19 protein-coding genes are annotated in these 23531 nt (G+C 69.0%); 10 read left to right on the top strand and 9 right to left on the bottom strand.

Going from position 1 to position 23531, the window contains the following annotated elements:
* Window positions 1–41 precede the first annotated feature (41 nt).
* The 3 genes from FPJ27_RS18550 to FPJ27_RS18540 all read right to left on the bottom strand — a co-directional run bounded on the left by FPJ27_RS18550 (window position 42) and on the right by FPJ27_RS18540 (window position 2924).
* Window positions 42–842 (bottom strand): enoyl-CoA hydratase-related protein, encoded by an 801-nt coding sequence (locus FPJ27_RS18550; RefSeq protein WP_083534127.1) that lies wholly within the window; start codon window positions 840–842, stop codon window positions 42–44.
* On the bottom strand, window positions 839–2059 hold the full coding sequence (locus tag FPJ27_RS18545) for a CoA transferase (RefSeq protein WP_072440090.1): 1221 nt from the start codon (window positions 2057–2059) through the stop codon (window positions 839–841). The genes FPJ27_RS18550 and FPJ27_RS18545 overlap by 4 nt, the downstream gene beginning before the upstream one ends.
* Before the next feature lie 82 nt (window positions 2060–2141).
* Window positions 2142–2924, bottom strand: coding sequence for a crotonase/enoyl-CoA hydratase family protein (locus tag FPJ27_RS18540; protein WP_204422080.1), 783 nt, complete (start codon window positions 2922–2924; stop codon window positions 2142–2144).
* 135 nt (window positions 2925–3059) lie between these two features.
* Between FPJ27_RS18540 and FPJ27_RS18535 the strand changes: the two genes are divergently transcribed.
* Both FPJ27_RS18535 and FPJ27_RS18530 read left to right on the top strand, forming a co-directional pair.
* Window positions 3060–3824: a helix-turn-helix domain-containing protein gene (locus FPJ27_RS18535; protein WP_204422079.1), complete on the top strand. Its 765-nt coding sequence runs from the start codon at window positions 3060–3062 to the stop codon at window positions 3822–3824.
* A gap of 200 nt (window positions 3825–4024) precedes the next feature.
* The gene (locus FPJ27_RS18530; RefSeq protein ID WP_204422078.1) at window positions 4025–5077 is read left to right on the top strand and encodes a CaiB/BaiF CoA-transferase family protein; all 1053 of its coding nucleotides are present in this window, start codon (window positions 4025–4027) and stop codon (window positions 5075–5077) included.
* A gap of 67 nt (window positions 5078–5144) precedes the next feature.
* Here the strand turns inward: FPJ27_RS18530 and FPJ27_RS18525 are convergent, their stop codons facing one another.
* Entirely contained in the window at window positions 5145–5588 is a 444-nt protein-coding gene (locus tag FPJ27_RS18525) for a PaaI family thioesterase (RefSeq protein ID WP_047902232.1), read from the bottom strand.
* 305 nt (window positions 5589–5893) lie between these two features.
* Here FPJ27_RS18525 and FPJ27_RS18520 point away from each other — a divergent pair, with 305 nt between their 5' ends.
* Complete coding sequence (locus FPJ27_RS18520; protein WP_204422077.1) at window positions 5894–7513, top strand: methyl-accepting chemotaxis protein; 1620 nt, start codon at window positions 5894–5896, stop codon at window positions 7511–7513.
* On the opposite strand, the gene FPJ27_RS18515 is transcribed toward FPJ27_RS18520, so the two are convergent.
* Window positions 7486–8595, bottom strand: coding sequence for an AGE family epimerase/isomerase (locus FPJ27_RS18515; protein WP_204422076.1), 1110 nt, complete (start codon window positions 8593–8595; stop codon window positions 7486–7488). The genes FPJ27_RS18520 and FPJ27_RS18515 overlap by 28 nt on opposite strands.
* Before the next feature lie 111 nt (window positions 8596–8706).
* Between FPJ27_RS18515 and FPJ27_RS18510 the strand changes: the two genes are divergently transcribed.
* From FPJ27_RS18510 to FPJ27_RS18495, 4 genes are all read left to right on the top strand, one after another.
* Window positions 8707–9405, top strand: coding sequence for an MgtC/SapB family protein (locus FPJ27_RS18510; protein ID WP_204422075.1), 699 nt, complete (start codon window positions 8707–8709; stop codon window positions 9403–9405).
* A gap of 92 nt (window positions 9406–9497) precedes the next feature.
* Entirely contained in the window at window positions 9498–10877 is a 1380-nt protein-coding gene (locus tag FPJ27_RS18505) for a flagellar hook-length control protein FliK (protein ID WP_204422074.1), read from the top strand.
* Window positions 10878–11052: 175 nt separating this feature from the next.
* Window positions 11053–11208: a hypothetical protein gene (locus FPJ27_RS18500; protein ID WP_174382494.1), complete on the top strand. Its 156-nt coding sequence runs from the start codon at window positions 11053–11055 to the stop codon at window positions 11206–11208.
* A gap of 175 nt (window positions 11209–11383) precedes the next feature.
* Window positions 11384–11863: a GNAT family N-acetyltransferase gene (locus FPJ27_RS18495; protein WP_072440102.1), complete on the top strand. Its 480-nt coding sequence runs from the start codon at window positions 11384–11386 to the stop codon at window positions 11861–11863.
* A 127-nt stretch (window positions 11864–11990) separates the two neighbouring features.
* On the opposite strand, the gene FPJ27_RS18490 is transcribed toward FPJ27_RS18495, so the two are convergent.
* From FPJ27_RS18490 to FPJ27_RS18480, 3 genes are all read right to left on the bottom strand, one after another.
* Window positions 11991–14828 (bottom strand): heavy metal translocating P-type ATPase, encoded by a 2838-nt coding sequence (locus FPJ27_RS18490; RefSeq protein ID WP_204422073.1) that lies wholly within the window; start codon window positions 14826–14828, stop codon window positions 11991–11993.
* A gap of 183 nt (window positions 14829–15011) precedes the next feature.
* Window positions 15012–15335: a toxin-antitoxin system HicB family antitoxin gene (locus FPJ27_RS18485; RefSeq protein ID WP_072440106.1), complete on the bottom strand. Its 324-nt coding sequence runs from the start codon at window positions 15333–15335 to the stop codon at window positions 15012–15014.
* Entirely contained in the window at window positions 15332–15610 is a 279-nt protein-coding gene (locus tag FPJ27_RS18480; RefSeq protein WP_204422072.1) for a toxin HicA, read from the bottom strand. Before FPJ27_RS18480 ends, FPJ27_RS18485 begins: the two co-directional genes overlap by 4 nt.
* A gap of 300 nt (window positions 15611–15910) precedes the next feature.
* Here FPJ27_RS18480 and FPJ27_RS18475 point away from each other — a divergent pair, with 300 nt between their 5' ends.
* Window positions 15911–17347, top strand: coding sequence for a DUF1254 domain-containing protein (locus FPJ27_RS18475; RefSeq protein ID WP_204422071.1), 1437 nt, complete (start codon window positions 15911–15913; stop codon window positions 17345–17347).
* A gap of 149 nt (window positions 17348–17496) precedes the next feature.
* A complete protein-coding gene (locus FPJ27_RS18470; protein ID WP_204422070.1) occupies window positions 17497–21273 on the top strand; it encodes a DUF748 domain-containing protein in 3777 nt (1258 codons plus the stop codon).
* A 57-nt stretch (window positions 21274–21330) separates the two neighbouring features.
* Here the strand turns inward: FPJ27_RS18470 and FPJ27_RS18465 are convergent, their stop codons facing one another.
* Window positions 21331–21552: a hypothetical protein gene (locus FPJ27_RS18465; protein WP_034181647.1), complete on the bottom strand. Its 222-nt coding sequence runs from the start codon at window positions 21550–21552 to the stop codon at window positions 21331–21333.
* A 250-nt stretch (window positions 21553–21802) separates the two neighbouring features.
* Here FPJ27_RS18465 and FPJ27_RS18460 point away from each other — a divergent pair, with 250 nt between their 5' ends.
* Window positions 21803–23479 carry an alkaline phosphatase family protein gene (locus FPJ27_RS18460; RefSeq protein ID WP_204422069.1) on the top strand — a complete coding sequence of 559 codons (1677 nt, stop codon included), beginning with the start codon at window positions 21803–21805 and terminating at the stop codon, window positions 23477–23479.
* Window positions 23480–23531: the final 52 nt, after the last annotated feature.

Genomic DNA, 23531 nt, shown 5'->3' with positions numbered 1-23531 from the left:
GCGGTTGCGCGCGTCGTGTCGCCCACCGTGCCGCGTCGGGCTCAGCGCCCCTTGAACACCGGCTTGCGCTTCTCGAGAAACGCGCGGGCGCCTTCGATCCGGTCCTCGCTCGCATAGACGTCGGGGCCGACGTCCAGCCGCAGCGCCGCGGCAACCGGCAAGCCCTGGCTGCGTGTCGCGGTTTCCTTGATGCGGCGGATCGTGAGCGGCGCGTTCGCGGCGATCGCCTCCGCCAGTTCGCGCACGGTGTCGTCGAGCGCGGCGCCGGGTACGACGCGGTTCAGCAACCCGACGCGCTGCGCTTCGTCAGCGTCGAAGCGGCGGCCCGTGAACAGCAGTTCCATCGCGACGGCGCGCGGCAGCATGCGCGGCAGCAGCACGCTCGCGAAGTTCGCGCCCATGCCGACCCGCGCTTCAGGCAGCGCGAAGTACGCGTGCTCGGCGGCGATCCGCAAGTCGCACGCGAGCGCGATTTCAAAGCCGCCGCCGACGGCGAAGCCGTTGATGGCCGCGATGGTCGGCTTGCGCAGCTCCAGGATCAGCTCGTGTACGTTGCGTGCGAGCCCGCGCATCGGCCGCATCCCGCGCATCTCGGGATCGCCGAGATCGATGCCCGCGCTGAAGGCCCGTTCGCCGGCGCCTCGGATCACGATCGCGCGAATCGCGGGGTTGTCGTCGAGCGTGACCAGTTCGTCGCACAGGCGCCGGATCGCGTCGGCGGACAGTGCATTGGCAACGTGCGGGCGATGGATCGTCAGCCACGCAATGCCGTCGTCGTCGTTGCGCAGGATCGACGGGGCGTCGTCGCCGGTCAGGGAAGAGAACGTGTGCGGCGCGCTCATGACGCGCTCCCGGCAGAGCCTGCGCGTTCGTCGTGGATGACGCCTGCCTGCCGCAGCGCGTCGCGCCGGGCCGCATCGATGCCGAACGCGCCGAGCACCGCGTCGGTGTCGGCGGCGAACGGCCGGGGCGGCCGGCGTATCGATCCGGGCGTGCGGGAGAGTTTGGCCGGGATGCCCGCGCCGGTGTACGCATCGGTATTGACGAACATCGCGTTGCGCGCCGCCTGCGGATGGCCGAATGCATCGGCGACGGTGTTCACCGGCCCCGTTGCGACGCCGGCGTGCAGCAGCCGCTCGACGACGTCGTCGGCGCGAAGTTCGGCGGTGAGTTGCCCGAGCAGCGTGTCGAGCGCGTCGCGATGCGCGACGCGCTGCGCGTTGGTCGCGAACCGCGGATCGCGCGCAAGCTCGGGCACGCCGAGCGCTTCGACGAGCCGCGCGAACGTGCGGTTGTTGCCGGCGCCCGTCGCCACCGGCTTGTCCTTGCACGGATAGACGCCGTAGGGCGCGATCGCGCCATACACATTGCCGGTCGCGACGGGAACGTCGCCGGTCGCCATCCAGCTCGTGCTGACCGGGTGCAGCATCGACAGTGCGGTGCTGAACAGGTCGATGTCGACGTGTTGCCCGAGACCGGAGCGCGTCCGTTCGACCAGCGCGAGCAGGATGCTCGACACGGCGCTCAGGCCGGCCGCGAAATCGACAACCGGAAACGGCACCTTGAGCGGCATGCCGCCCGGTTCGCCGTTGATCGACATGAAGCCGGCCAGCCCCTGCGCGACGGCGTCGTAGCCAGGGAACCGCGCGAGCGGGCCGTCGGTGCCGTATCCGGAAATCGAACAATGCACGAGGCGCGGGAAGCGTTCGCGCAGGCAGTGTTCGTATCCGATGCCCCAGCGTTCGAGCGTGCCCTGCTTGAAGTTGTCGACCAGCACGTCGGCCGTCTCGAGCAGGCGGAACAGCACGTCGCGTCCGTCGGGGTGCGACAGGTCGAGCGCGAGATTGCGCTTGTTGCGGTTGAGCCCCCAGTAGTAGCTGGAGATGCCGCCCGGCATCGCGGGCCCCCAGTCGCGCGTCTCGTCGCCCTGCGGCGGCTCGATCTTGATGACGTCCGCGCCGTGGTCGGCGAGCGTCTGTGCGCAGAACGGCCCCGCATAGACGCGGCTCAGGTCCACCACGCGCACGCCCGCGAGTGCGCCTTCGTTGTTGCTGGTCATGACGATGTTTCCTTCGATGTGGAATTCGATGGTCCGGCATGCCGGCATGCGCCGGCCGCACGGCAGACGACGCGTCGCCGGCTCAGCCGCGCGCGGCGAACAGCGCGTTCACCGCCGCACGATGTTCGGGGGTGGCGTGCGCGAACGCCTGGTACGAGGCCGACAGGTCGAGCAGTGTGTCGAGGCTCGCGTGCCGGCCTTCGCGCAGCAGCCGCTTGGTCAGGCGCAACGCGGTGCCCGAGTGGCGGGCGATGCGGCCGGCCAGTTCGTGCGCGTGCGCGAGGAGGTCGCCGTCGGGAACGACGCGCGACACGAGCCCGCAGCGCAGCGCCGCCTGTGCGTCCAGCGCGTCGCCCGTGAACGACATTTCCGCGGCGACGGCGGCGCCGACGATCTGCGGCAGGAACCACGCGCCGCCGTCGCCCGGCACGAGGCCGAGCGTGATGAAGCTCTCGGCGAAGCGTGCGCTGCCGGCGGCGATGCGGATGTCGCACATGCACGCGAGATCGGTGCCGGCGCCGATGGCCGGGCCGTTGACCGCCGCAATGGCCGGCACTTCGAGCTGCTGGAACGCCTGCGCCACGCGCTGTATGCCGCGGCGATAGCTCGTCCGGATCGCGGCGAGGTCGTGCGGGTCCGATTCGACGAACGCGCGCATCGCCTTCACGTTGCCGCCCGACGAAAACGCCGCGCCGGCGCCGGTCAGGATCAGCACGCGGATCGATTCGTCGCGGTTCGCGTCGTCGCAGCATTCGGTCAGCGCGTCGATTGCATCGGTATCCGAAATGGCGTTGCGGGTTTCGGGGCGGTTCATCGTGACGGTCAGGATCGGGCCCTGCCGTTCACGGATCAGAAAGGCTGCCATGATGTCTCCGTATGTTCTGTGCCGCGGGACTTCACGCCGCGGGCCGAAGCCTAGTATCGTCACGACGGTTGGCGGCGGGAAATTCCGTTCCACGTATGTGGAAGGCCCGTCCCGGTTGCGTGCGGAGAGGGCGGGATGAGCGGAAACGTGGTCAAGAGCGCGGCGCGCGTGTTCGAGGTGCTGGAACTCTTCAGCACATTGCAGCGGCCGCTGAGCGTGCGGGAGATCGCCACGCGCTGCGGCTATCCGGGGTCGAGCGCTGCGGCGCTGCTGACCAGCATGAAAGCGCTCGGCTATCTCGCGTACGACGACGAGACGCATGCCTATGCGCCCACCGCGCGGCTCGTCAATCTCGGCGAAGCGCTCGTCGATTCGGCGGCAGGCAGCCGGCGGCACTGGCACGCCGTCGCGAAGCGGCTGGCCGCCCGCACGCACGAGGCGGTCGTGATCGCGGTGCAGAGCGATCTGTATGTGCAGTACATCGACGCGATCGCGGGCTCCCATAGGATTCCGATCCAGTTCTATGCGCCGATCGGCACGCGCCGCGAGATCTGCATGTCGAGCCTAGGCTGGGCGCTGCTGAGCATCCAGCCGGACAACACGATCCGCCGGCTCGTGGCGCGCAGCATCCGCCGGCTCGGGCAGTCGGGCAGGACGATCGACGAGGATGTCGTGCTCGACAAGGTCGAACAGGCGCGCCGGCGCGGCTACTCGTATTCAGCGCATACGGTGACGCAGGGCGCCGCGATGATCTCGATGGTGATCGCGGACGGCTTGAACGGCCTGCCGCTGGCGATGGGCGTGGCCGGGCCTGTCGAGCGGATCGACGCGCACCGCGACGCGATCGTGCGGGCGATGCGGGAGGTGCTGGCCGAGCGCGCGGACGAGGCGGCCGGCTAGCCGCGCGAGGCTGGCCCGCGCGCCGGGCGTTGTGGCATCGGGCAAGTGCCGGTGCCTGACGGCGAGCGATGGCGATGCGGCCGGGACGTCGATCCCGTGTGTCGGCCCGGTCATCGTTCGTGCCGCGCCCGTCGCACGCATTCGCATAGAATCGATGCGTTTCCTTGCCCTTGTCCCGGTCGCATTTCAGCGAGGTCGCAATGCCATTGAACGCGCCGCTTGCCGGCATCCACATCGTCGAATTCGAAGGTCTCGGCCCCGGCCCGCTCGCGGGCTGGATGCTTGCCGGGATGGGCGCGCGGATCACGCTGATCGCGCGCCCGTCCGGCCGCACGAGTGCGCCGGACGCGCTGCGGGGCCGCGACGGCGACCTGCTGCGCGAAGGCAAGACGATCGTCGAGCTCGACCTGAAGGCGCCGACCGGCCGCGCTGCCGCGCTCGAACTGATCGCGCAGGCGGATGCACTGATCGAAGGGCTGCGGCCCGGCGTGATGGAGCGGCTCGGCCTCGGGCCCGAAGATTGCGCACGCGGCAACCCGAAGCTCGTGTACGGGCGGATGACCGGCTGGGGCCAGCACGGCCCGCTCGCGGCCGCGGCCGGGCACGACCTGAACTATGTCGCGCTGACGGGGCTGCTGTCGCTGTCGGCACCGAACGACGGCAGGCCGGGTTTGCCGCCGACCGTCGTCGGCGATGCGGGCGGCGCGCTCGGGCTCGCGTTCGGGATCGTCTGCGCGCTGTTCGACGTGCGCGGCGGCGGGCCGGGGCGCGTGGTCGACGGCGCGATCGTCGACATCGTGTCGATGCTCGGCTCGCTCGCGCTGTGGGCGCGTGCGAACGGGCAACTCGACGGCGCGCAGCCGAGCCTCTTCCACGACGCGCCGTTCTACGACGTGTATCGCTGCGCGGACGGCGAATGCGTGACGATCGGCGCGCTCGAGCCGCCGTTCTATGCGCTGCTGGTCGAGCGGCTCGGGCTGACCGACGTCGATCCGGCGTCGCAGTACGACCGCGCGCGCTGGCCCGCGCTGAAGGTGCGGTTCGCCGACGTGTTCGCGCAGCAGCCGTCCGCACACTGGCGCGCGCTGCTCGAAGGCACCGACGCATGTTTTGCGCCGGTATTGAGCGTGGCCGACGCGGTGGCGCATCCGCACAACGCGGCGCGCGGGATCTATCGGACCGACGAGAACGGCAACGTGCGGGCGCGCGTGGCGCCGCGTTTCCTGCCGCTGACGGGGGACGATGCGGGCTAGCGGCGCGGAGGCGTGCCGTTGTGCGGCATCGGATGGCGGCCGCTCGGGCCGTTTTCAGGCGGTTTCTTCAGGCCGTTTCCTCCGGCATATCCGGCACCTTGCCGTCGCCGACGCGGTTGATCGTGCCTTGCGCGATCGCGACGAGCCGCTCGTGATCGCCGTCGATGACGAACACATGACACTGGCAGGTCGCCTGGTGCCGCCCTGCGTAGACGAGCTTCGCGCGGGCGACGAGCGTGCCGTTCACGGCCGGCCGCAGGTAGTTGATCTTGTATTCGGCCGTGATCACGCGCGGGCCGAGCACGAGCGCGCCGGCGAACGTCAGCGCGTTGTCGGCGAGATAGCTGATGACGCCGCCGTGCACGAAACCGTGCTGCTGCCGCAGTTCATCGCGCACGTGCAGGCACAGCGACACCTCGTTGTCGCCGATATGCATCAGCTCCGTACCCAGCAGCATGCTGAACGGTTGCGCACGCAATGCGCCGCGCGCGTGGTCCGTGATGTCGGTCATCGACTTTCCTCGAAATGAGTGCCCGCTTGCGCTGAACTCTAGGAAGGGGGCAGCGGATAAGCAAGGAAATTCGTCCGCGTTTCCTGCAATTTCCGGCGCGATGTGACGCGATTATTGCGTCGAACGCGGGAGTTGTCCTTGTTTGCGGGCGATTCGGCGGGAATGCGCGAGCGACGCACGTCACGGGCCCGTGTTGCTGGCCGCACCTCGCCGGCCGCACCTGAACGGCTGCTCCTAAAGTCCGACGAAGAAATGCCGCTAATGCCGGGGCATTGCCTCATCGTCCGCTCTCCAGGAATCTCCCCATGTTCGGAAAAATCAAGCTCGCGTCGGGTCTGCTCGGCGTGTTGACCGTGTTTTGCCTCTTCCTGTTCGCGATCGAAGCGCTCGGTTTCCGGGCGCTCGCGTCGACGCGCAGCGGCGTCGACGATCTGTCGAACGTCGCGATCGCGCAGGTCAACGCGGCCAACCAGGCGACCGAGCACCTGCTCGACGCGCGCATCAACCTGTCACGCGCCGGCACGCGGATGGTGCGCGGCGGCCCGAAGCCGGAGGACATCATCCGCCACGCCGGCGCTTCGCTTGCCGACGCGGACAAGGCGTTCGCCGCGCTGACGGCCGCGCAGCCGGTCGACGACACGAACCGCGCGCGCGTCGCGGCGCTCGCCGAGCGCTATCGCGCGCTGCGCGGCGCGCTTGGCGAACTCGTGCAGTTCCTCGACGCCGACAACATCCAGGCCTTCCTCGACCAGCCGACGCAAGGTATCCAGGATGCCTACATCGCCGAACTGCATCGCTTCGCCGAATACGGCAGCGCATCGAGCCGCACGGCGCTCGACACGATCGACGGGGGCATGCTCTGGTTCAAGTCGGTCGGCATCGCGCTGCTGGTGGCGATGCTCGCGGCGAGCGCGGCGATCTACGCAGCCGCGCGGCGCGCGGTCGTCGCGCCGCTGGACGAGGCCAGTCGCCATTTCGAGCGGATCGCGCAGGGCCGGCTCGACGAAGCCGTGCGGGCGGGCGGCGTGTTCGAGATCGACCGGATGCTGCGCGGCCTCGCCGCGATGCAGACGAGCATCGCGGGCACCGTGCGCACGGTGCGCCACGCGTCCGATGCGATCCACCTCGGCGCGGGCGAGATCGCGGGCGGCAACGCCGACCTGTCGGCGCGCACGGGCACGCAGGCCGCGTCGCTCGAGGAAACGGCCGCGAGCATGGAGGAATTGACCGCGACCGTCCGGCAGAACACCGACAGCGCACGCGCGGCCAGCGCGCTGGCCGACGCGGCGCTCGAAGCGACGAGCCACGGCGGCGGCGTGGTCGACAGCGTGATCGACCGGATGCGCGGCATCGCGCAGAGCTCGGGGCGGATCGCGGAGATCATCTCGGTGATCGACGGCATCGCGTTCCAGACCAACATCCTCGCGCTGAACGCGGCGGTCGAGGCCGCGCGGGCCGGCGAACAGGGGCGCGGTTTCGCGGTCGTCGCGGGCGAAGTGCGCTCGCTCGCGCAGCGCAGCGCGCAATCGGCGAAGGAGATCAAGGCGCTGATCGAGGATTCGGTCGCGCAGATCAACGGCGGCGCGGAACTCGTCGAGCGCGCCGGCGATGCGATGCGGACGGTGTCGGCATCGATCACGCGCGTCGTGCAGACGATGTCCGAGATCACGGCCGCGTCGGTCGAGCAGAGCGTCGGGATCGAGCAGGTGAACCAGGCCGTCACGCAGATGGATCAACTGACGCAGCAGAACGCGGCGCTGGTGGAGCAAGTCGCGGCGGCGGCCGCGTCGCTGAACGACCAGACCGCGCACCTGATGCAGGCGGTGTCGGTGTTCGAACTCGGCGACGCGCGCGCCGCCCGCGGCGAACGCGCGGCGCGGTCGTTCGCCGACGCGGGTTACGAACCGGCCGGCAGCGCCGCGTAGGCGGTCGCGAGATGGTAGGGCGTCGTCGACGGCATGTCGGCGCGCGACACCTGCCCGTCCGCCGTCTTGCACTCGAACCAGCCGCGCGGATGCAGGAAGCGCGCGGCGAAACGCCCGATCTGCTGCGCGAGTGGCACTGAGGCCGGCGTGCCGCCGTGCGTCACGAGCGCGCGCAGGTACTCGGTCTGCGCCCAGATCCGCTGCGTGCCGTCGATGCACGCGCCTTGCGCGTCGAGCGCCGCGCAGACGCCGCCCGTCTGCGCATCGACGCCGTATTGCTCCGCGAACGTGAACGCGCGCGACAGTGCCGCGGGGAGCCCGGTCTGCGCGAGCCGTGCTCCGGCCGCATCGACCAGATAGAACCATTCGAACTGATGGCCGGGCTCGAAACGGTTGTCGGCCGCCCCGAGCGGCAGCTCGGCGACGCAGCCGGTCGCCGCGTCGACGAACGTGCGCTCGACGGCCTGCGCGGTGCGTGCGAGCGCATCGTCGAACGCCGCGTCGCCGAACGCGTCGGCGGCTGCGAGCCACGCTTCGGTCAGATGCATCAGCGGATTCTGCAGCGCGCCGCTGCCGGATGACGAGAAATCGGCGTGGCGCGCCGCATCGAGCAGCGCGTCGCCATGGCGCGGTGCGAAGCGGTCCTGGATCAGCGCGGCGGTTTCTTCGGCCACCGCGCGCGCGGCGGCGTCGCCCGACGCCGCATGCCATGCGGCGCACGCGAACACGATGAACGCGTGCGTATAGAGATCCTTGGTGGTATCGAGCGGCGCGCCCTGCGCGTCGACGCTGTAGATCCAGCCGCCGTGGCGCGCGTCGCGGAAGCGGCTGCACAGCGCGTCGAACAGCGTGGCCGCGTGTGCTGTGTCGCCGGCCTGCGCGAACACGAACAGTTGCCGCGCGCAGGCCATTGCGCGATAACGGGTGACGGGCAGCGGCGCGTGAGCGGCCGGATCGACGGCCTCGAACGGCAGCCGCAACGTGTGGTCGAACCCGGAATCCCGCCAGATCGGCAAGACGACGTGCGCGAAATGGTGGCGCAGCTGGGCGGCCTGGGCGGAAGCGGAGTCGGAAACGGACATGACGGGGTTGAGCGCTTGGATCTGAACGTGTCGGCGCGGCCCGGATCGGCGCGGCCGGGGCCAAGGATAAAACATTCCGCGCGGCCGGCACAAAAAAAGGAGATAAATCGGATGCTCAGCAACCTGGAACTCGTGATGCGGCTCGTTCTCGCGGCGGCGCTCGGCAGCGTCATCGGCTTCGAGCGCGAGCGCCTGTCGTGGGCGGCCGGCCTGCGCACGCACATGCTCGTGTGCGTCGGCTCGACGCTGATCATGATCGTGTCGGCATTCGGTTTCGCCGACGTGCTCGGCAGCAGCGAGCACATCGTACTCGATCCGTCGCGGATCGCCGCGCAGGTCGTGTCGGGCATCGGCTTCCTCGGCGCGGGCTCGATCCTGCTGCGCGGCGAGATCGTGCGCGGGCTGACGACGGCAGCGAGCCTGTGGTCGGTCGCCGCGATCGGCCTCGCGGTGGGCGGCGGGCTCTATGTCGCGTCGATTTCGGCGACGATCATCATCCTGATCATCCTGGCCGGCATCAAGCCGCTGGAGCGGCGCTATTTCACGGTGCGCCAGCGGCGCCAGCTTGAGCTGACGGTCGTGAGCGGCGCGCTGACGTTCGATTCGCTGCACGCGGCGCTCGGCCCCGACAGCGCGCGCGTGAAGCAGTTCATCTTGCAGCGTGCCGACGACACGGGCGAGCACGACGAAGTGCGCATCGCGCTCGCGCGGGTGTCGGAACTCGAATACCAGGCGATCTGCAGCAAGCTGCGCGCGCTGCCGGGCGTCACGCGTTTCGAAGAAGCGAACGGGTTGTCGGGTGACGAATAGGCTGAATCGGTTGCGGGGCGTGCGACAATGGCCGGCCACCGATTCCGTTCGACTTCCGGTTCCGCGCTCGCGGGCCCCGCAATCCGATCTCCATGACCGAATCCGTTTCCACGCCTCGCTCCCGTTCCCGTTCCAATCGTTCGTCGGCCCGTTCCCGCCAGCGCTCGGCGGCTGCCGCGGGCAGCACGTCCGCGAGGGCGACGTCGCGGCCCGGCAGCGCGCCGGTCGGCGATGCGTCGCGGGACGAACTGACGCTCGACCTGTTTGGCGACCCGGTGCTCGAGCCGGGCGAGCGGGTGCCCGTCACGGCACGCGACGAAGCGGTTGCGGAAGCCGAAGCGGCGGCCGGTGCCGCAGACGATGCCGCCGCCGGGCGGCAGGCGTCGCTGGATGGGTTCAGCGCGCCGGAGGCCGCGAGTGCGGCGGGGCATGCGGACGCAGAAGGCGCTGTGAAGCCGGAAGTCGCGCTGGCGGTTGACGGTGTTTCGGCGCCTGAATGCGGCGATGCTGTGAAAGCGGACGGTGTGACTGCGGCCGATGGCGTTGCGATGAAGGCGGTCGAGATACTTGCGGCCGATGGCGTTGCAGCGAAGGCAGCCGATGTGCGTGAGGCCGATGGCGGCACGGTGGCGGTAGCCGAGCCGCAAGCGGCAAATGGCGCTGTGGCGAAGATGGCCGATCGACAAGCGGCTGATGACGAAGTTGCGAAAGCTGCTATCGAAGCGGCGGTCGGCGTCGCGACCGTCAAATCCCGCGAAGGGCGCTCTTCCGGTGAGGTAGTGAAGGAGCGCCGCTCGTCGTCGGGCGGCAAACGCCGGGCGGCTGCCGGCGCAAGCGACGCGACGTCGGTGCAATCCGCGCCGGTTGCGACGAGCGTCGGCAAGGCGCCGGACGCGACCGGATCGAACCCGGGGGCGGACGCCGTTTCGACGGTCGAGCCGCAGACACCGGCACAACCGGTCGAGCCAGCGAACGCCGCGAACACCCGTGACGCTGCCCCGACCAACACCTCGCCGTCGCCGGTCACGCAGCCTGTCGCTTCCGCCGCGTCCTTCGTGACGAAGCCGTCGTCGGAACGCACGCAGCCGGCCGCGCCGGCCTTCGATCCTGACACGCACCTGCGCCCGCTGACCGACCGGCTCGCCGCGCTGCAGGCCGACGTGGACGGTTTGACGCGCGCGGCCGATCGCGAGATGCGCCGCGTCAACCGCCTGTTGCTGGCGCTGGCCGTCGTCGTGCTGGCGGGGCTCGTCGCGCTGATGCTGCAAACGCGGCAGATCGCGCACCTGAAGCAGGACGCGGCCACCGGGCAGCAGCGGATCGATCGCCTGGCGGCCGACCTGTCGACGCAGCAGGCGACGCTGATGACGCTCGAGGAGCACCACGAAGCACTCCTGTCGCAGGTCGACCGGCTTCAGCGCAATGCGAACCGCGACGCGGCCGTCGCGAAGCGTGCCCGTCGCACGCGCTGATCGTTCCGACCCTATCCTGGAAGCCCGACGGGGCAAGGATCGTCGTTCCGCACCCGTGATCGGCGGCGGCGCGCGTGCGGCAAACTGATGCGGTGTACTGGCAGAATTCAGGGAAAACCCTTAGAATGGAGTCCGTCTAAGGGAAAACCCTAGACACAACTGTCAGGAGTCTCACATGAGCTTCATCCTTGCCCTGCTGCAAAAGATCGACGACCTGTTCGTGTCGCCGCACCTGCCGCTCGACGCCGATTACTCGTACGCTGCGCGTCGTGCCGAAGCCGAGCGCGTGCGCCGTGCGCATCTCGTGCCGATCGTCCTGTATCGTCGCTGATTCGCTGATTCGCTGATTCGCTGATTCGCTGATTCGCTGATTCGCTGATTCGCTGATTCGCTGATTCGGCGCGGCGCCCGCTACACCTGCCCGCTTGTTTTCCGCCGCTGCCCCGCGCGCCGGCGCGACCGTCCCGCTACACTGGAAGTCCGATTCCCTTCACGGCGACCGGGCCATGCTGCAGATGCGGCCGATGACGGCCGGCGAATTCCACGCGTACCGCACGCGAGCCATCGACGGCTACGCGCGCGATCTCGTTTCATCCGGACAGAATGCCGTCGAAGACGCGGCCGAGCGTGCGCGCGCCTGTTTCGACATGCTGCTGCCGGACGGCCTGCGGACATCCGGCCAGACACTCGTCGTGCTCATCGACGGCGCCAGCGGCGACGCGGTGGGCGATCTCTGGTACGCGATCGTGCCCGAAGGGCCGAACCGCACGCTGTTCATCTACGACCTCGACATCGTCGCGTCCCGGCGCCGCCAGGGCTGGGCCACGCGCGCGCTCGATGCGCTCGACGCCGAGGCGCGCCGGTACGGCATCACCGAGATCGGGCTGTCGGTGTTCAATCACAATACGGCGGCCCGCGCGCTGTATCGTGCGTGCGGCTTCGTGCCGATCACGACGACGTTGATCAAGCCGGTCATCCCGGGCTGAATCCGCTGGTGGGCGCTGCGTCGTCACGTGCGATCGATTCCGCACACGCCGCTGACGGCCGACGCAAACCACCCTCCCGATCCTTCCTGTTCGCCGAACGCCCATTCGGCTAGTTCACCGGCACGCCTCAGCGCGCGCGCCCTTTCCATCTCCGCAGCAGCAGCGCGTTGGTCACGACGCTGACGCTGGAAAACGCCATCGCCGCGCCCGCGATCACCGGATTCAGCAAGCCGAGCGCCGCGAGCGGCACGCCGACCAGGTTGTAGACGAACGCCCAGAACAGGTTCTGCTGGATCTTCCGGTACGTGCGTTTGGAGATGTCGATCGCGTCGGCGACGAGCGCCGGATCGCCGCGCATCAGCGTGATGCCGGCCGTGTGCATCGCGACGTCGGTGCCGGTCGCCATCGCGATGCCGACATCGGCCGCGGCGAGCGCGGGCGCATCGTTGATCCCGTCGCCGACCATCGCGACGATCCCGCCGTGCGTGCGCTTCAGTTCGGCGACGACGCGCGCCTTGTCGTCGGGCAGCACCTGCGCATGCACTTCGCCGATGCCGAGCGCCGCCGCGACGGCCGCCGCGCTGCCGCGGTTGTCGCCCGTCACGAGCACGCTCGCGACGCCGCGCGCCGACAGCGCCGCGATCGCGTCGCGGGCGCCCGGTTTCACGGTGTCGCCGAACGCGATCAGCGCGAGCAGCGCGCGCGGCGCATCGGCGCGCATCAGCCACGAGATCGTGTTGCCCGCGCGTTCGAGCTCCGCCGCGCGCGCGTCGAGCGCGGGCGGCACTACCAGGCCGAGCTCGTTGCGCCAGCGCGTGCTGCCGAGCGCGAGCAACTGTCCGCCGACGCGTGCTTCCACGCCGCGTCCGGCCACCGCGCGCGCATCGGCTGCCACGGCCGACGGCGCTGCAGCATCGCGCGCGGACACGTCCGCATCGTGCGCGGCGACCACGGCGCGAGCGAGCGGATGGTCGCTCTGGCGCTGCACCGCCGCCGCGAGTGCGAGCGCTTCGTTGCGCGGCATACCGACAGCTTCGAATGCCGTCACGGACGGCTTGCCTTCGGTCAGCGTGCCGGTCTTGTCGAACGCGATCACGGTGGCGCGCTGCGCGAGTTCGAGCGCCTGCGCGTCCTTGATCAGCACGCCGTGCCGTGCCGCGACGCCCGTGCCGGCCATGATCGCGGCGGGCGTCGCGAGGCCGAGCGCGCACGGGCACGCGATGACGAGCACCGCGACCGCGTTGAGGACCGCGGTTTCCGTCCCGGCGCCAGCGATCAGCCAGCCGACCAGCGTCAGCAGCGCAATGCCGAGGATCGCCGGTACGAACACTTCGCTGACACGATCGACGAGCCGCTGGATCGGCGCCTTCTCGGCCTGCGCGGATTCGACGAGGCGGATGATGCGCGCGAGCGTCGTTTCCGCGCCGATCGCGGTGGTTTCGACGACGAGCGCGCCTTCGCCGTTGATCGAGCCGGCCGTGACGGCGTCGCCGTCGTCCTTCGGCACCGGCAGGCTTTCGCCGGTGATCAGCGATTCGTAGATATGCGAGCGGCCCGTCACGATCCGGCCGTCGACCGGCACGCGTTCGCCGGGGCGGATGCTGACGTTCGTGCCGACGCGCACTTGCGACAGCGGCACGTCGCGTTCGACGCCGTGCTCGACGACGCGCGCCCGATCGGGACGCAGCGCGTTCAGTGCGCGGATCGCCTCCGTGGTCTGGCGCTTCGCGCGCGATTCGAGCCATTTGCCGAAGCGCACGAGCGTGACGATGACGGCCGACGCCTCGAAATACAGGTGGCCGGGATGTGCGGGATCGCGCAGCAGCATCCACAGGCTCAGCCCGTACGCGGCCGACGTGCCGAGCGCGACGAGCAGGTCCATGTTGCCGGCGCGCGCCTTCACCGCATGCCAGGCCGCGCGGTAGAAGCGCGCGCCGAAGCCGAACTGCACGATCGACGCGAGCGCGAGCTGGAGCCAGCCGGGCAGCATCAGGTCGATGCCGAACGGCGCGACGAGCATCGGCGCGACGAGCGGCGCGCTCAGCACCGCCGACCAGATCACGAGGTTGCGTTCGCGAACCGCCTCGCGGCGCTTGCGGGCGTCGGGATCCTGCGCGGGGCTGGCCGATTGCGCGTCTGCGCCGGACGTTGCACCGGCTGACGGCACGGCGGCGAGCGATGCGCGGTAGCCGGCCGTCGTGACCGCCGCGATCAGCGTGGCGGTGTCGAGTGCGCCGGTGCCGTGCACCGTCGCGCGCTCGGTTGCAAGGTTGACCGATGCGCGTGCGACGCCCGGCACGGCGGCCAGCGCCTTTTCGACGCGGCCGGCGCAGGATGCGCAGGTCATGCCGCCGATGTCGAGTTCGAGATCGGAGGCGGCGGCGGATTCTGCCGGCCGGACGGCGATGGCGGCGGCGCCGGCGACCGGCGTCGCGCCATAGCCGGCCTGTTTGACGGCTTCGACGAGCCGCGCGGCGGAAACGTCGGCCGCGGCGTCGACCGTGGCGCGCTCGGTCGCCAGGTTGACCGACGCGCGTGTAACGCCGGACACCTTCGCCAGTGCCTTCTCGACGCGCGACACGCATGACGCGCAGGTCATCCCGTCGATATCGAGTTCGATCGTGGCCGCGGCTTCAGGAAGCGCCGCCGTTACCGGCGGCGTTTCGTCGCGCAGCGCATGCGCCGCAGGCGCGGTCGCGACGGCTTCGACCGCCGCTTCACGCACCGCTTCACGCACGGCCGCGCGATAGCCGGCCTCACCGACCGCGTCGACGAGCCGGCCGGGTTCGACCGATTCCTGCGCGATCACCGTCGCCGTATGCGCGTCGAGATCGACCGCCGCATCGACAACGCCCGGCACGGCGGCCAGCGCGCGCTGCACGCGGCCCGTGCAGCCGCCGCAGTGCATGCCGTCGACGCTCAGTTCGATCGTTTGCAGCGCGGCGGAGGCAAGTGGTTCAGTCATGTCGGATTCCCCAAAAGCGCGGTTCGTGCCGCGAATGATTCCAGTATCAACATTCCCATGATGGGAAGGTCAAGGGATGGCGACGCCGTCGATGCACACCGGTTGTTCCGGCCCGGAAAAAGCCGACGCCCGACTTCCAGGCGGGCAGCCGGACGGGTCATGCCTTTGCGCTCGATTGCGCGGTCACGCGCAGAGCTTGGCGCTCGCGAGACGATTCAGGCTGACGCCTTGTTCGGCGGCCTGGATCACCAGCGCGCGATGCGCCTGCGGAGGGATGCGAACTTTGAATTCACCGCTGTAGGTTCGGTCGGCGATCGGCTCGGGCACCTTCTCCCCGTTCGCGGTCATGTCGCGCACGACCTCGGCGACGAGCCGGCGAATGCCGGCCAGCGCGCCTTCCGGCGTTTCATCGAGCCATGAAAGAGACGGGAACTCCGCGCAGAGGCCGACGTGCTCCCCGTCCTCCGGGGACCACGTTACGCGGTACGTAAAGTGGTCTTGGGTCATGATTTCTGTTCCTTCAGTCGATCGATCGCGTCGAGAACCTGCCGCACCTGATACGCCTTCGCTTTCCCGCGATCATTCTGGATATTCACTCGTGGATCGCCTTGCCACGGTGTCTTGAAAATGGCATGGCTTGAACCGGATTGGCGGGCCGCTCCGAAGTGTGCCTCGCAGACCTTGAACAGATCGTTGAATCGCACATTCGCGGGCTCGCGCCTCATTTGTTCGAGGATCTTCCATTCGCTTGCCATAGCAAATGGTGTCAATAGTGACACCATTTGTCAATCCGGACCGCGGGCCGCTCTGCCTCGGGATCGTTCCAGCACGTGTCGGCGTCGCTTCGATACCTCCGTTTTTGGGCGAATCCCGCGAAATGTTTCGAATTCGTCGACAGTCCGACTACCGTTTTGTCCTCTATTCGGCATATTGGGGGATGCCCTTAGGCGCTATGATACCGGCCTGATACCAGCGCCCACCGTAGCGAGACGGTCATGCGGGCAAGCTGACGTGCCTTGCGTTCGCCGTTCGCGAGTCGAACAAGGCGTTGACTGAAAAGAACGATATTCGGCCAGTAATCGATGATTGAAAACCTACGAGAATCCGTTTCTCCGCGGCGCGTGTGCGCGTCGCTGGTCATGGCGGCGTTGCTTGCGGGATGCGCGTCGCAACCCGATGCGATCCAGCGGAAAACCGGCTGGATGCGTGCGGAAGTCGCCGACTCCTATGTCTATGCGTATCCGCTCGTGCTGATGGACGTCGCGAAGGAAGCGGCGACGGGCGGCGACGGCGCGCAGCCGGGGCAGGCGCCGCTCAACACGCTGCGCCACGCGCAGGCGCTGCCGCCGGTCGGCGCGGTCAATCCGCCGCTGCCGGGCGTCGACACGCTCGACTCGACCGGCTGGCTCGACGTCGCCGCCGAACCCGTGATCGTCACGCTGCCCGACACGCGCGGCCGCTACTGGGACGCGCGCGCGCTCGACATGTGGACGAACGTGCTGTGGTCGTCGTCGAGCGTGCCGGCACGCGGGGCCCGCGGCGGCGCACGATCGCAAACGATTGCCTTTGCCGCGAAGGACTGGCAGGGCACGCTGCCGAAGGGCGTGCGGCGCGTCGACGTGCCGTCGGGCAATGCGTGGCTCGAAGTGCGGCTGCAGACGAGCGGCGGGCGCGATCTCACGAACGTGAAGAAGTTGCAGCGTGCGATCCGCGTGGTGCCGCTGTCCGTTTACACAGGCGCCGCGCGCGGCGCGTCGGTCGCGGTCCATGCGGGCAGCGCGCCGTCCGAAGCGGTGGGCGGCGGCACGCCGGCCGAGCAGGTGGCCGCGCTTGACCCGAAGGCGTTCTTCGCGCGCTTCGCGCAGGCGCTGCAGGACAACCCTCCGCCGGCCGACGACGCGCACGCGCAGGAATTGCTCGGCGACATCGGCGTGTCGGCCGGCTACCCGGTGCTGTGGACGGGCGACCGCCTCGCGGCCGCGACGGCGGGTGTCGCCGAGGCGCGCGCGCGGCTCGCGACGCCGCCGTCGAACCTGCTGAACGCGAACGGCTGGAGCTGGATCGGCGACACGGCCGGCAAGTACGGCCAGGATTACGCGCTGCGCGCATACGCGGCCTACACGCAGTTCGGCACCGCGACGCGCGACGACGAAACGCTCGCGATCGTCCGCGTGGACAGCGACGGCCATGCGCTGAACGGCGCGAACCGCTACGTGCTGCATTTCGCGCCGGGCGCGCTGCCGCCGGCGCGCGCGTTCTGGACGCTCACGCCCTACACGACGAACGGCGCGCCGCCCGACCTCGGCGCGGCGCGCCGCTCGCTCGGCGATCGCGACCGGCTGCGCCGCAACCATGACGGCTCGATCGACATCGTCGTGTCGGCATCGCCGGGCGGCGCGTATGCGGGCAACTGGCTGCCGGCGCCGCGCACCGATTTCGCGCTCGCGTTGCGCCTGTACGCGCCGAAGCCGCAGGCAAGCGACGGCTCGTGGATGCCGCCCGTCGTCGTCCGGAAATGAACGGTTGAGCGGCGCCGTTGTCCGCCCCGCGGGCGCGGCGGCGCCCGACCTCCGTACCGTCCCCTTCTGAGCCTATACTTTCGGGATAGCGTGCGCGGCCGCCCGGTTTTCCGGTGCGGCCCGGCATCCATTCCCGAAGATATTCAAGCATGGCAAGCGCAGACAAAGAAACCGTATCCTCGACCCTCCATGCCCTCGGCGGCGTTGCACGCTCGCGCCGGACCCGGCGTATCGGCATCGGCGTACTGATCTTCCTCGTTTTATTCGGACTGCTCGGGTTCTTCGCGGCGCCGCCGCTGATCCGCCATGTCGCCGAACAGCAGCTGAGCAAGCAGCTCGACCGGCCTGCCACGATCCAGCGCATCGCGCTGAACCCGTACACGCTGAATCTCGAAGCCGACGGCATCCGCCTGGGCGAGCGCGGCGGCCAGGGCGACTTCATCGACATCGGCAAGCTCGTCGTGAGGCCGTCGTGGTCGTCGCTGTTCCGCGGCGCGCCGATCGTCAACGAAATCCGCGTCGATTCGCCGCGCTTTCACGTCGTCCGCTACGACGCGCAGCGCTTCAACTTCACCGACCTGATCGAGAAGTTCTCGACGCCGTCCAAACCCGAAAGCAAGCCGACGCAGTTCTCGGTGTCGAACATCCAGGTGAACGACGGCCGGATCGACTTCGACGATCGCCTGCTGAACGAAAAACACGTCGTCGACAACTGGACGCTCGGCATTCCGTATATCGCGACGCTGGCGTCGAAGACCGACATCTTCGTCGAGCCGAAGCTGCGTTTGCGTTTCGACGGCAGCCCGATCGCGATCGACGGCAGGACCAAGCCGTTCGCGCAGTCGCGCGAGTCGGAGATCGCGCTGAAGTTCGACCGTCTCGACGTGCCGAAGCTGATCTCGTACGTGCCGGCGAAGCTGCCGGTGGCCGTGACGAGCGGCTTGCTGAGCAGCAACCTCACGGTCAATTTCGTGATGAGCGGCGAGAAGTCCGCGCTGCGTGTATCGGGCACCGTCGACCTGAACGACGCGAAGGTGACGGACCACGCGTCGGCGCCGCTGTTCGCCGCGCGCGGCGTGCACGTCGCGGCGGCCAGCCTCGAGCCGCTGCGCAATGCGATGCACTTCGACGAGATCCGGATCGACCAGCCGGTGGTCGACCTGTCGCGCGACAAGCAGGGCGTGCTGAACGTCGAGAAGCTCGCAGCGCAACCGGGCGCCGCACCGAAGGCCGAAGCCGGCAAGCCGGCGGCGTCGGGGGCCGCAGCCGCTTCCGGCATCGCCGCCGCAGCAGCCAGCGGCGCGAAGGCAGAAACCACCGCTGCCGCGAAGGAGGCGCCGCCGCTCGACCTGACGATCCGTCATTTCGCGATCGACGGCGGCACGCTCAACGTCGACGACCGCGTGCCGGCGACGCCGACCGCGCTGTCGCTGACGAAGCTCGCCGCGACGCTCGACGGCTTCTCGCTGTTGGGCAAGACGCCCGCGAAGTACACGCTGTCGACGTCGCTGTCGCGCGGCGGCGACGTGACGGCCGAAGGCGCATTCAATCTCGCGGCGAAGCAGGCCGGCACGAAGCTGACGGTCGCCGCGCTCGCGCTGCCGGCGCTGCAGCCGTACCTCGGTGAGGCGACGCGCGCGCGCGTGCTCGACGGCACGCTCGGCGCGACCGTCAACGCACAGGCCGACTGGGGCAAGACGCCGCTCGCCGCGCAGGTCGCTGACAGCACGGTCAGCCTGAAATCGCTGAAGATCGCGACGCCCGACACGAAGGCGCCCGCGATCGTGCTGCCCGACGCGAGCGCGAAGATCACGAAGGTCGACGTCGCCGCGCGCACCGCGGAGATCGCGAGCGTCGACGCGAGCGGGCTCGCGCTCGACGTGAAGCGCCTGAAGGACGGCAAGATCGACCTCGCGGCGCTGGCCGAACCCGCGCAGGCATCGGTGCCGCAGCGCACGGTCGCGCGCAAGGCCGAGGCCGCCGCGCCGTCGTGGCATTACCGGATCGACGCGCTGAACGTGAAGGATTCGTCCGCGAACTTCACCGACCTGTCGACGCCGCGTCCGGTGAAGCTGGCGATCAAGCCGCTGGAACTGTCGGTGCAAAAACTCAGCGACGACATGACCAAGCCGCTGCCGGTGCAACTGAAGGCGACGCTGAACCGCAAGGGCTCGCTGAACGTCGCGGGCGACGTGACCGCGCAGCCGCTGAAGCTCGGCCTGAAGATCGACGGCAACCGCCTCGACGCGGCTGCGTTCGAGCCGTATTTCGGCAGCGTGCTGAACGCGACGATCGCGAGCGCGCTGCTCAACGCGCAGGGCAACCTGACGTTCGCGCAGGTGAAGGACACGCCGCGCGCCACCTATCGCGGCGACGTCGCGCTCGTCGACGTGCGGATGCTCGACAAGGCGACGTCCGACCCGTTCGCGGGCTGGCGCTCGCTCGCGCTGTCGAACCTGAAGGCGAACTACGACGAGAAGGGCACCGACGTCGACGCCGCGCGCGTGACGTTCTCGAACTTCTACGGCCGCGTGCTGCTCGACGCGCAGGGGCGCCTGAACCTGAAGGACGTCGTCGCGAAGGAGTCGGGCCCCGCGCAGTCGCTGACGCGCGACGCAAGCAAGGGCGAGCCGGTGCCGCTGTCGCCGCAGGCCGCGTCGGCGCCGGCCGTGGCCCAGGCTGCATCGGCCGCGTCCGCGCCGGCGGTCGTGAAGGCCGCGCAGCCGCCGCAGCACCCGGTGCGGATGCACTTCGGTCAGCTCGTGCTGCAGGACGGCCGCGTCACGTACACCGACAACTTCATCAAGCCGAACTACACGGCGAACCTGATCGCGATCAAGGGCACGGTCGGCGCGTTCGGCACGGATTCGACGACGTCCGCGCCGGTCGATGTCGCCGCGAACCTCGCGGGCAACGGACCGATCTCGATCAAGGGCTCGGTGAACCCGCTGATCGAGAAACCCGCGCTGGACCTCACGGCGACCGCGCACGACATCGAGCTGACCAACCTGACGCCGTATTCGGCGAAGTACGCCGGCTATCCGATCACGAAGGGCAAGCTCAACGTCGACCTGCACTACCAGCTCGCGAACGACCAGTTGACGGCGAACAACCACATCTTCATCGACCAGCTCACGTTCGGCGACCACGTCGAAAACGACACGGCGACGAAGCTGCCGGTGAAGCTCGCGATCTCGCTGCTGAAGAACACGCGCGGCCAGATCGACGTGAACCTGCCGGTGTCGGGTTCGCTGTCGAATCCGGAGTTCAGCATCGGCGGGCTGATCTGGCACGCGGTGCTGAACCTGATCGCGAAGGCCGTCACGTCGCCGTTCACGCTGCTCGCGAATGCATTCGGCGGCGGCGGCGAGGATCTAGGCTACGTCGAGTTCGCGCCGGGCACGTACGCGCTGACCGATGCGCAGCAGCAGAAGCTCGACACCGTCGTGAAGATGCTGACCGAGAAGCCGTCGATCCGCCTCGACCTGATCGGCCGCGTCGATCCGGCGAAGGACACGCCGGGGCTGCGCGACGCGTACGTTGACCGGCTGGTTCGCCAGCAGAAGCTGAGGGACGTGGTCGGCCAGGGCGAGAGCATCGATCCGATGTCGGTGAAGGTCGACCCGGCCGAATATTCCAAATACCTGACGCGCGCGTACAAGGCCGCCGATTTCAAGAAGCCGCGCAACCTGGTCGGCCTGCAGAAGACGCTGCCCGATGCGGACATGAAGCAGGCGCTGGCCGATCACGCACCGGCCGACGACAACGCGCTGCGTGCGCTCGCGCAGCAGCGCGCGCAGGCCGTGCGCCAGTACCTCGAAGGAAAGATCGATTCGAGCCGCGTGTTCGTCGTTGCACCGAAGCTCGATGCGAAGGGCATCGAGGACAAGGGCGCGACGACCCGCGTCGACTTCGGGCTCCAGTAAGCCGTCGCTTCATCCGCTGCCGCCGCGTCCGCACAAGCCGGGCGCGGCGGCTTTTTTTCAGCGCGCGACGATTGCCGGTTCGCGCTTGTCCAGTTCCTTCCTCGCGGCCAGCGGCAGACGCGCGTCGTCCCACTGCGTCAGCCATTCGACTTCCTTCGCGGTGAATACCTGTCCGTAGTTGCGCAGCGCGTACTGCAGCGCGTCGACGACGTGATGGCGAATGATTTCGGGGGTGCGTGCATCGTCCAGCACGAACCGGAGAGCTTCCAGGGTCGACATAGTCGTGCTCCGGGTCAGGGAAAACCCTTTATCACACGCCAATAGTCGCGGGCCAAGCCGAAAAAAAATCCGGCCGCGCACGCCGACGCACGGAGCGGACCGCATTGCGACCGCGTCATGTCGCTTGCGTTTGGTTACGTTTGACAGAGAACAGAAAGCCCCGCTTCATCCGACCGCCGCACGATCCGGCGATATTTTGCGCGCCTGATGGCAAGTCACGCAGTTCAACATCAATCGATGAGGTGGGGTGATGATTTCGTTCTTCGGTAAGCAGCGGAAGATGGCCGCGATGGTGGCGGGCGCGCTGGCGCTCGCAAGCATGGGCGCGTACGCGGCGCAGCAGGACGGCAACAGTCAGGGCGAGAACGGCGGCCATGCGCGCCGCGTCGTGAAGCACGTGCTGCTGATCAGCGTCGACGGCCTGCACGAGCAGGATCTCGCGCGCTGCATCGGCGCGAACACGTGTCCGAACATCGCGGTGCTTGCCAAGAGCGGCGTGACGTACACGAATGCGTACACGCCGGGCCTGTCGGATTCGTTCCCGGGCCTCGCGGCGCTCGTGACGGGCGGTTCGCCGAAGACGGCCGGCCTGTTCTACGACGTGTCGTACGACCGCAACCTGTATGCGCCGAGCGACACGACGTGCTCGGGCAAGCAGGGCTGGAACGTCGTGTTCGACGAAACGACCGGCATCGACGCGATCAACGGCGGCAAGCTCGTGCACCTCGACGGCGGCGGCGCGTTCAACCCGCAGGCGATCCCGCATGCGCGCGTGGGCGGCCAGTGCGTGCCGGTCTATCCGCACAACTACCTGAAGACCAATACGGTGTTCGAGGCCGTGAAGGCCGGCGTGCCGAATGCGCATACCGCGTGGGCCGACAAGCATGCGTGGGGCTACGACTGGCTGAACGGCCCGTCGGGCACCGGCGTCGACGACCTGATGCGCACCGAGATCAATTCGATCGACCCGGCGACGAACACGGAGTACACGGACGTCTACTCGCACACCGCGCGCTTCGACAACCTGCACGTGCAGGCGCTGATCAACCAGATCGAAGGCCGCGATTCGACGGGCACGAAGAGCGCGCCGGTGCCGACGCTGTTCGGCGCGAACTTCCAGACGCTGAGCGTCGCGCAGAAGTCGCCGGTCGCGAAGGGCGGCGGGTATCTCGACGCGGACTTCACGCCGAACGGTCAGGTCGCGAACGCGATCACGTATGTCGACAACTCGATCGGTCATGTCGTCGCGGCGCTGAAGCAGGCCAACCTGTACACGTCGACCGCCGTGATCGTGACGGCGAAGCACGGCCAGTCGCCGACCGACCACACGAAGCTCGTGAAGAACGGCGATACGCTGTCGAAGCTGCTCGAAGCGAACAACTACCTCGACCCGAACGGCAACTTCGGCCAGAACAACACGACGACGGGCAATCTGAACGACGGGTCGGGCCTGGTCGGCACGGGCTTCGTGCAGACCGACGACGTCGGCCTGATCTGGCTGCGCGACCGCAGCCAGCGCACGGCCGTCGTGCAGACGCTGAAGGCGAATCTTGGCTGCAACGCGCCGGGGATCTGCGCGGACGGTTCGCAGGCCTACATCCTGTACGGCGCGGCGCTCGCCGACCGCTTCGGCGATCCGGCCAACGGCCGTACGCCGGACATCATCGTCCAGCCGAATCCGGGCGTGATCTACACGTCGAGCACGAAGAAGGACGAGGAGCACGGCGGCAACGCACCGGACGACAGCCACCTCGGCCTGCTCGTATCGTATCCGGGCATCCATCGCGCGCGCACCGTGAACGATCTCGTCGGCACGAAGCAGGTCGCGCCGACGATCCTCGAGCTGCTCGGCGCCGACCCGCGCCTGCTGCATGCGGTCGTGGCCGAGAACACGCGCGTGCTGCCGGGGCTCGGTATCGGGCGTTGAGCGTGACGGGCGGCGCGGCGCCGCGCTACCGGCGCCGCCATGCCGCCCGGGC

It is taken from the genome of Burkholderia sp. MS455, assembly GCF_016899445.1.
Lineage (GTDB): Bacteria > Pseudomonadota > Gammaproteobacteria > Burkholderiales > Burkholderiaceae > Burkholderia > Burkholderia pyrrocinia_C.
Note: the sequence above shows the minus strand (reverse complement) of the source record. Positions and strands in the feature narration are given on the sequence as shown.

Excerpts from the sequence above, each read along its gene's own strand:
- FPJ27_RS18530 (WP_204422078.1), top strand. The coding sequence starts at position 4,025 with ATGCCATTGAACGCGCCGCTTGCCGGCATCCACATCGTCGAATTCGAA.
- FPJ27_RS18475 (WP_204422071.1), top strand. The coding sequence starts at position 15,911 with ATGATTGAAAACCTACGAGAATCCGTTTCTCCGCGGCGCGTGTGCGCG.
- FPJ27_RS18470 (WP_204422070.1), top strand. The coding sequence starts at position 17,497 with ATGGCAAGCGCAGACAAAGAAACCGTATCCTCGACCCTCCATGCCCTC.
- FPJ27_RS18540 (WP_204422080.1), bottom strand. The coding sequence starts at position 2,924 with ATGGCAGCCTTTCTGATCCGTGAACGGCAGGGCCCGATCCTGACCGTC.
- FPJ27_RS18490 (WP_204422073.1), bottom strand. The coding sequence starts at position 14,828 with ATGACTGAACCACTTGCCTCCGCCGCGCTGCAAACGATCGAACTGAGC.
- FPJ27_RS18480 (WP_204422072.1), bottom strand. The coding sequence starts at position 15,610 with ATGGTGTCACTATTGACACCATTTGCTATGGCAAGCGAATGGAAGATC.
- FPJ27_RS18525 (WP_047902232.1), bottom strand. The coding sequence starts at position 5,588 with ATGACCGACATCACGGACCACGCGCGCGGCGCATTGCGTGCGCAACCG.
- FPJ27_RS18495 (WP_072440102.1), top strand. The coding sequence starts at position 11,384 with ATGCTGCAGATGCGGCCGATGACGGCCGGCGAATTCCACGCGTACCGC.
- FPJ27_RS18505 (WP_204422074.1), top strand. The coding sequence starts at position 9,498 with ATGACCGAATCCGTTTCCACGCCTCGCTCCCGTTCCCGTTCCAATCGT.
- FPJ27_RS18465 (WP_034181647.1), bottom strand. The coding sequence starts at position 21,552 with ATGTCGACCCTGGAAGCTCTCCGGTTCGTGCTGGACGATGCACGCACC.
- FPJ27_RS18510 (WP_204422075.1), top strand. The coding sequence starts at position 8,707 with ATGCTCAGCAACCTGGAACTCGTGATGCGGCTCGTTCTCGCGGCGGCG.
- FPJ27_RS18535 (WP_204422079.1), top strand. The coding sequence starts at position 3,060 with ATGAGCGGAAACGTGGTCAAGAGCGCGGCGCGCGTGTTCGAGGTGCTG.
- FPJ27_RS18550 (WP_083534127.1), bottom strand. The coding sequence starts at position 842 with ATGAGCGCGCCGCACACGTTCTCTTCCCTGACCGGCGACGACGCCCCG.
- FPJ27_RS18515 (WP_204422076.1), bottom strand. The coding sequence starts at position 8,595 with ATGTCCGTTTCCGACTCCGCTTCCGCCCAGGCCGCCCAGCTGCGCCAC.
- FPJ27_RS18520 (WP_204422077.1), top strand. The coding sequence starts at position 5,894 with ATGTTCGGAAAAATCAAGCTCGCGTCGGGTCTGCTCGGCGTGTTGACC.
- FPJ27_RS18485 (WP_072440106.1), bottom strand. The coding sequence starts at position 15,335 with ATGACCCAAGACCACTTTACGTACCGCGTAACGTGGTCCCCGGAGGAC.
- FPJ27_RS18460 (WP_204422069.1), top strand. The coding sequence starts at position 21,803 with ATGATTTCGTTCTTCGGTAAGCAGCGGAAGATGGCCGCGATGGTGGCG.
- FPJ27_RS18500 (WP_174382494.1), top strand. The coding sequence starts at position 11,053 with ATGAGCTTCATCCTTGCCCTGCTGCAAAAGATCGACGACCTGTTCGTG.
- FPJ27_RS18545 (WP_072440090.1), bottom strand. The coding sequence starts at position 2,059 with ATGACCAGCAACAACGAAGGCGCACTCGCGGGCGTGCGCGTGGTGGAC.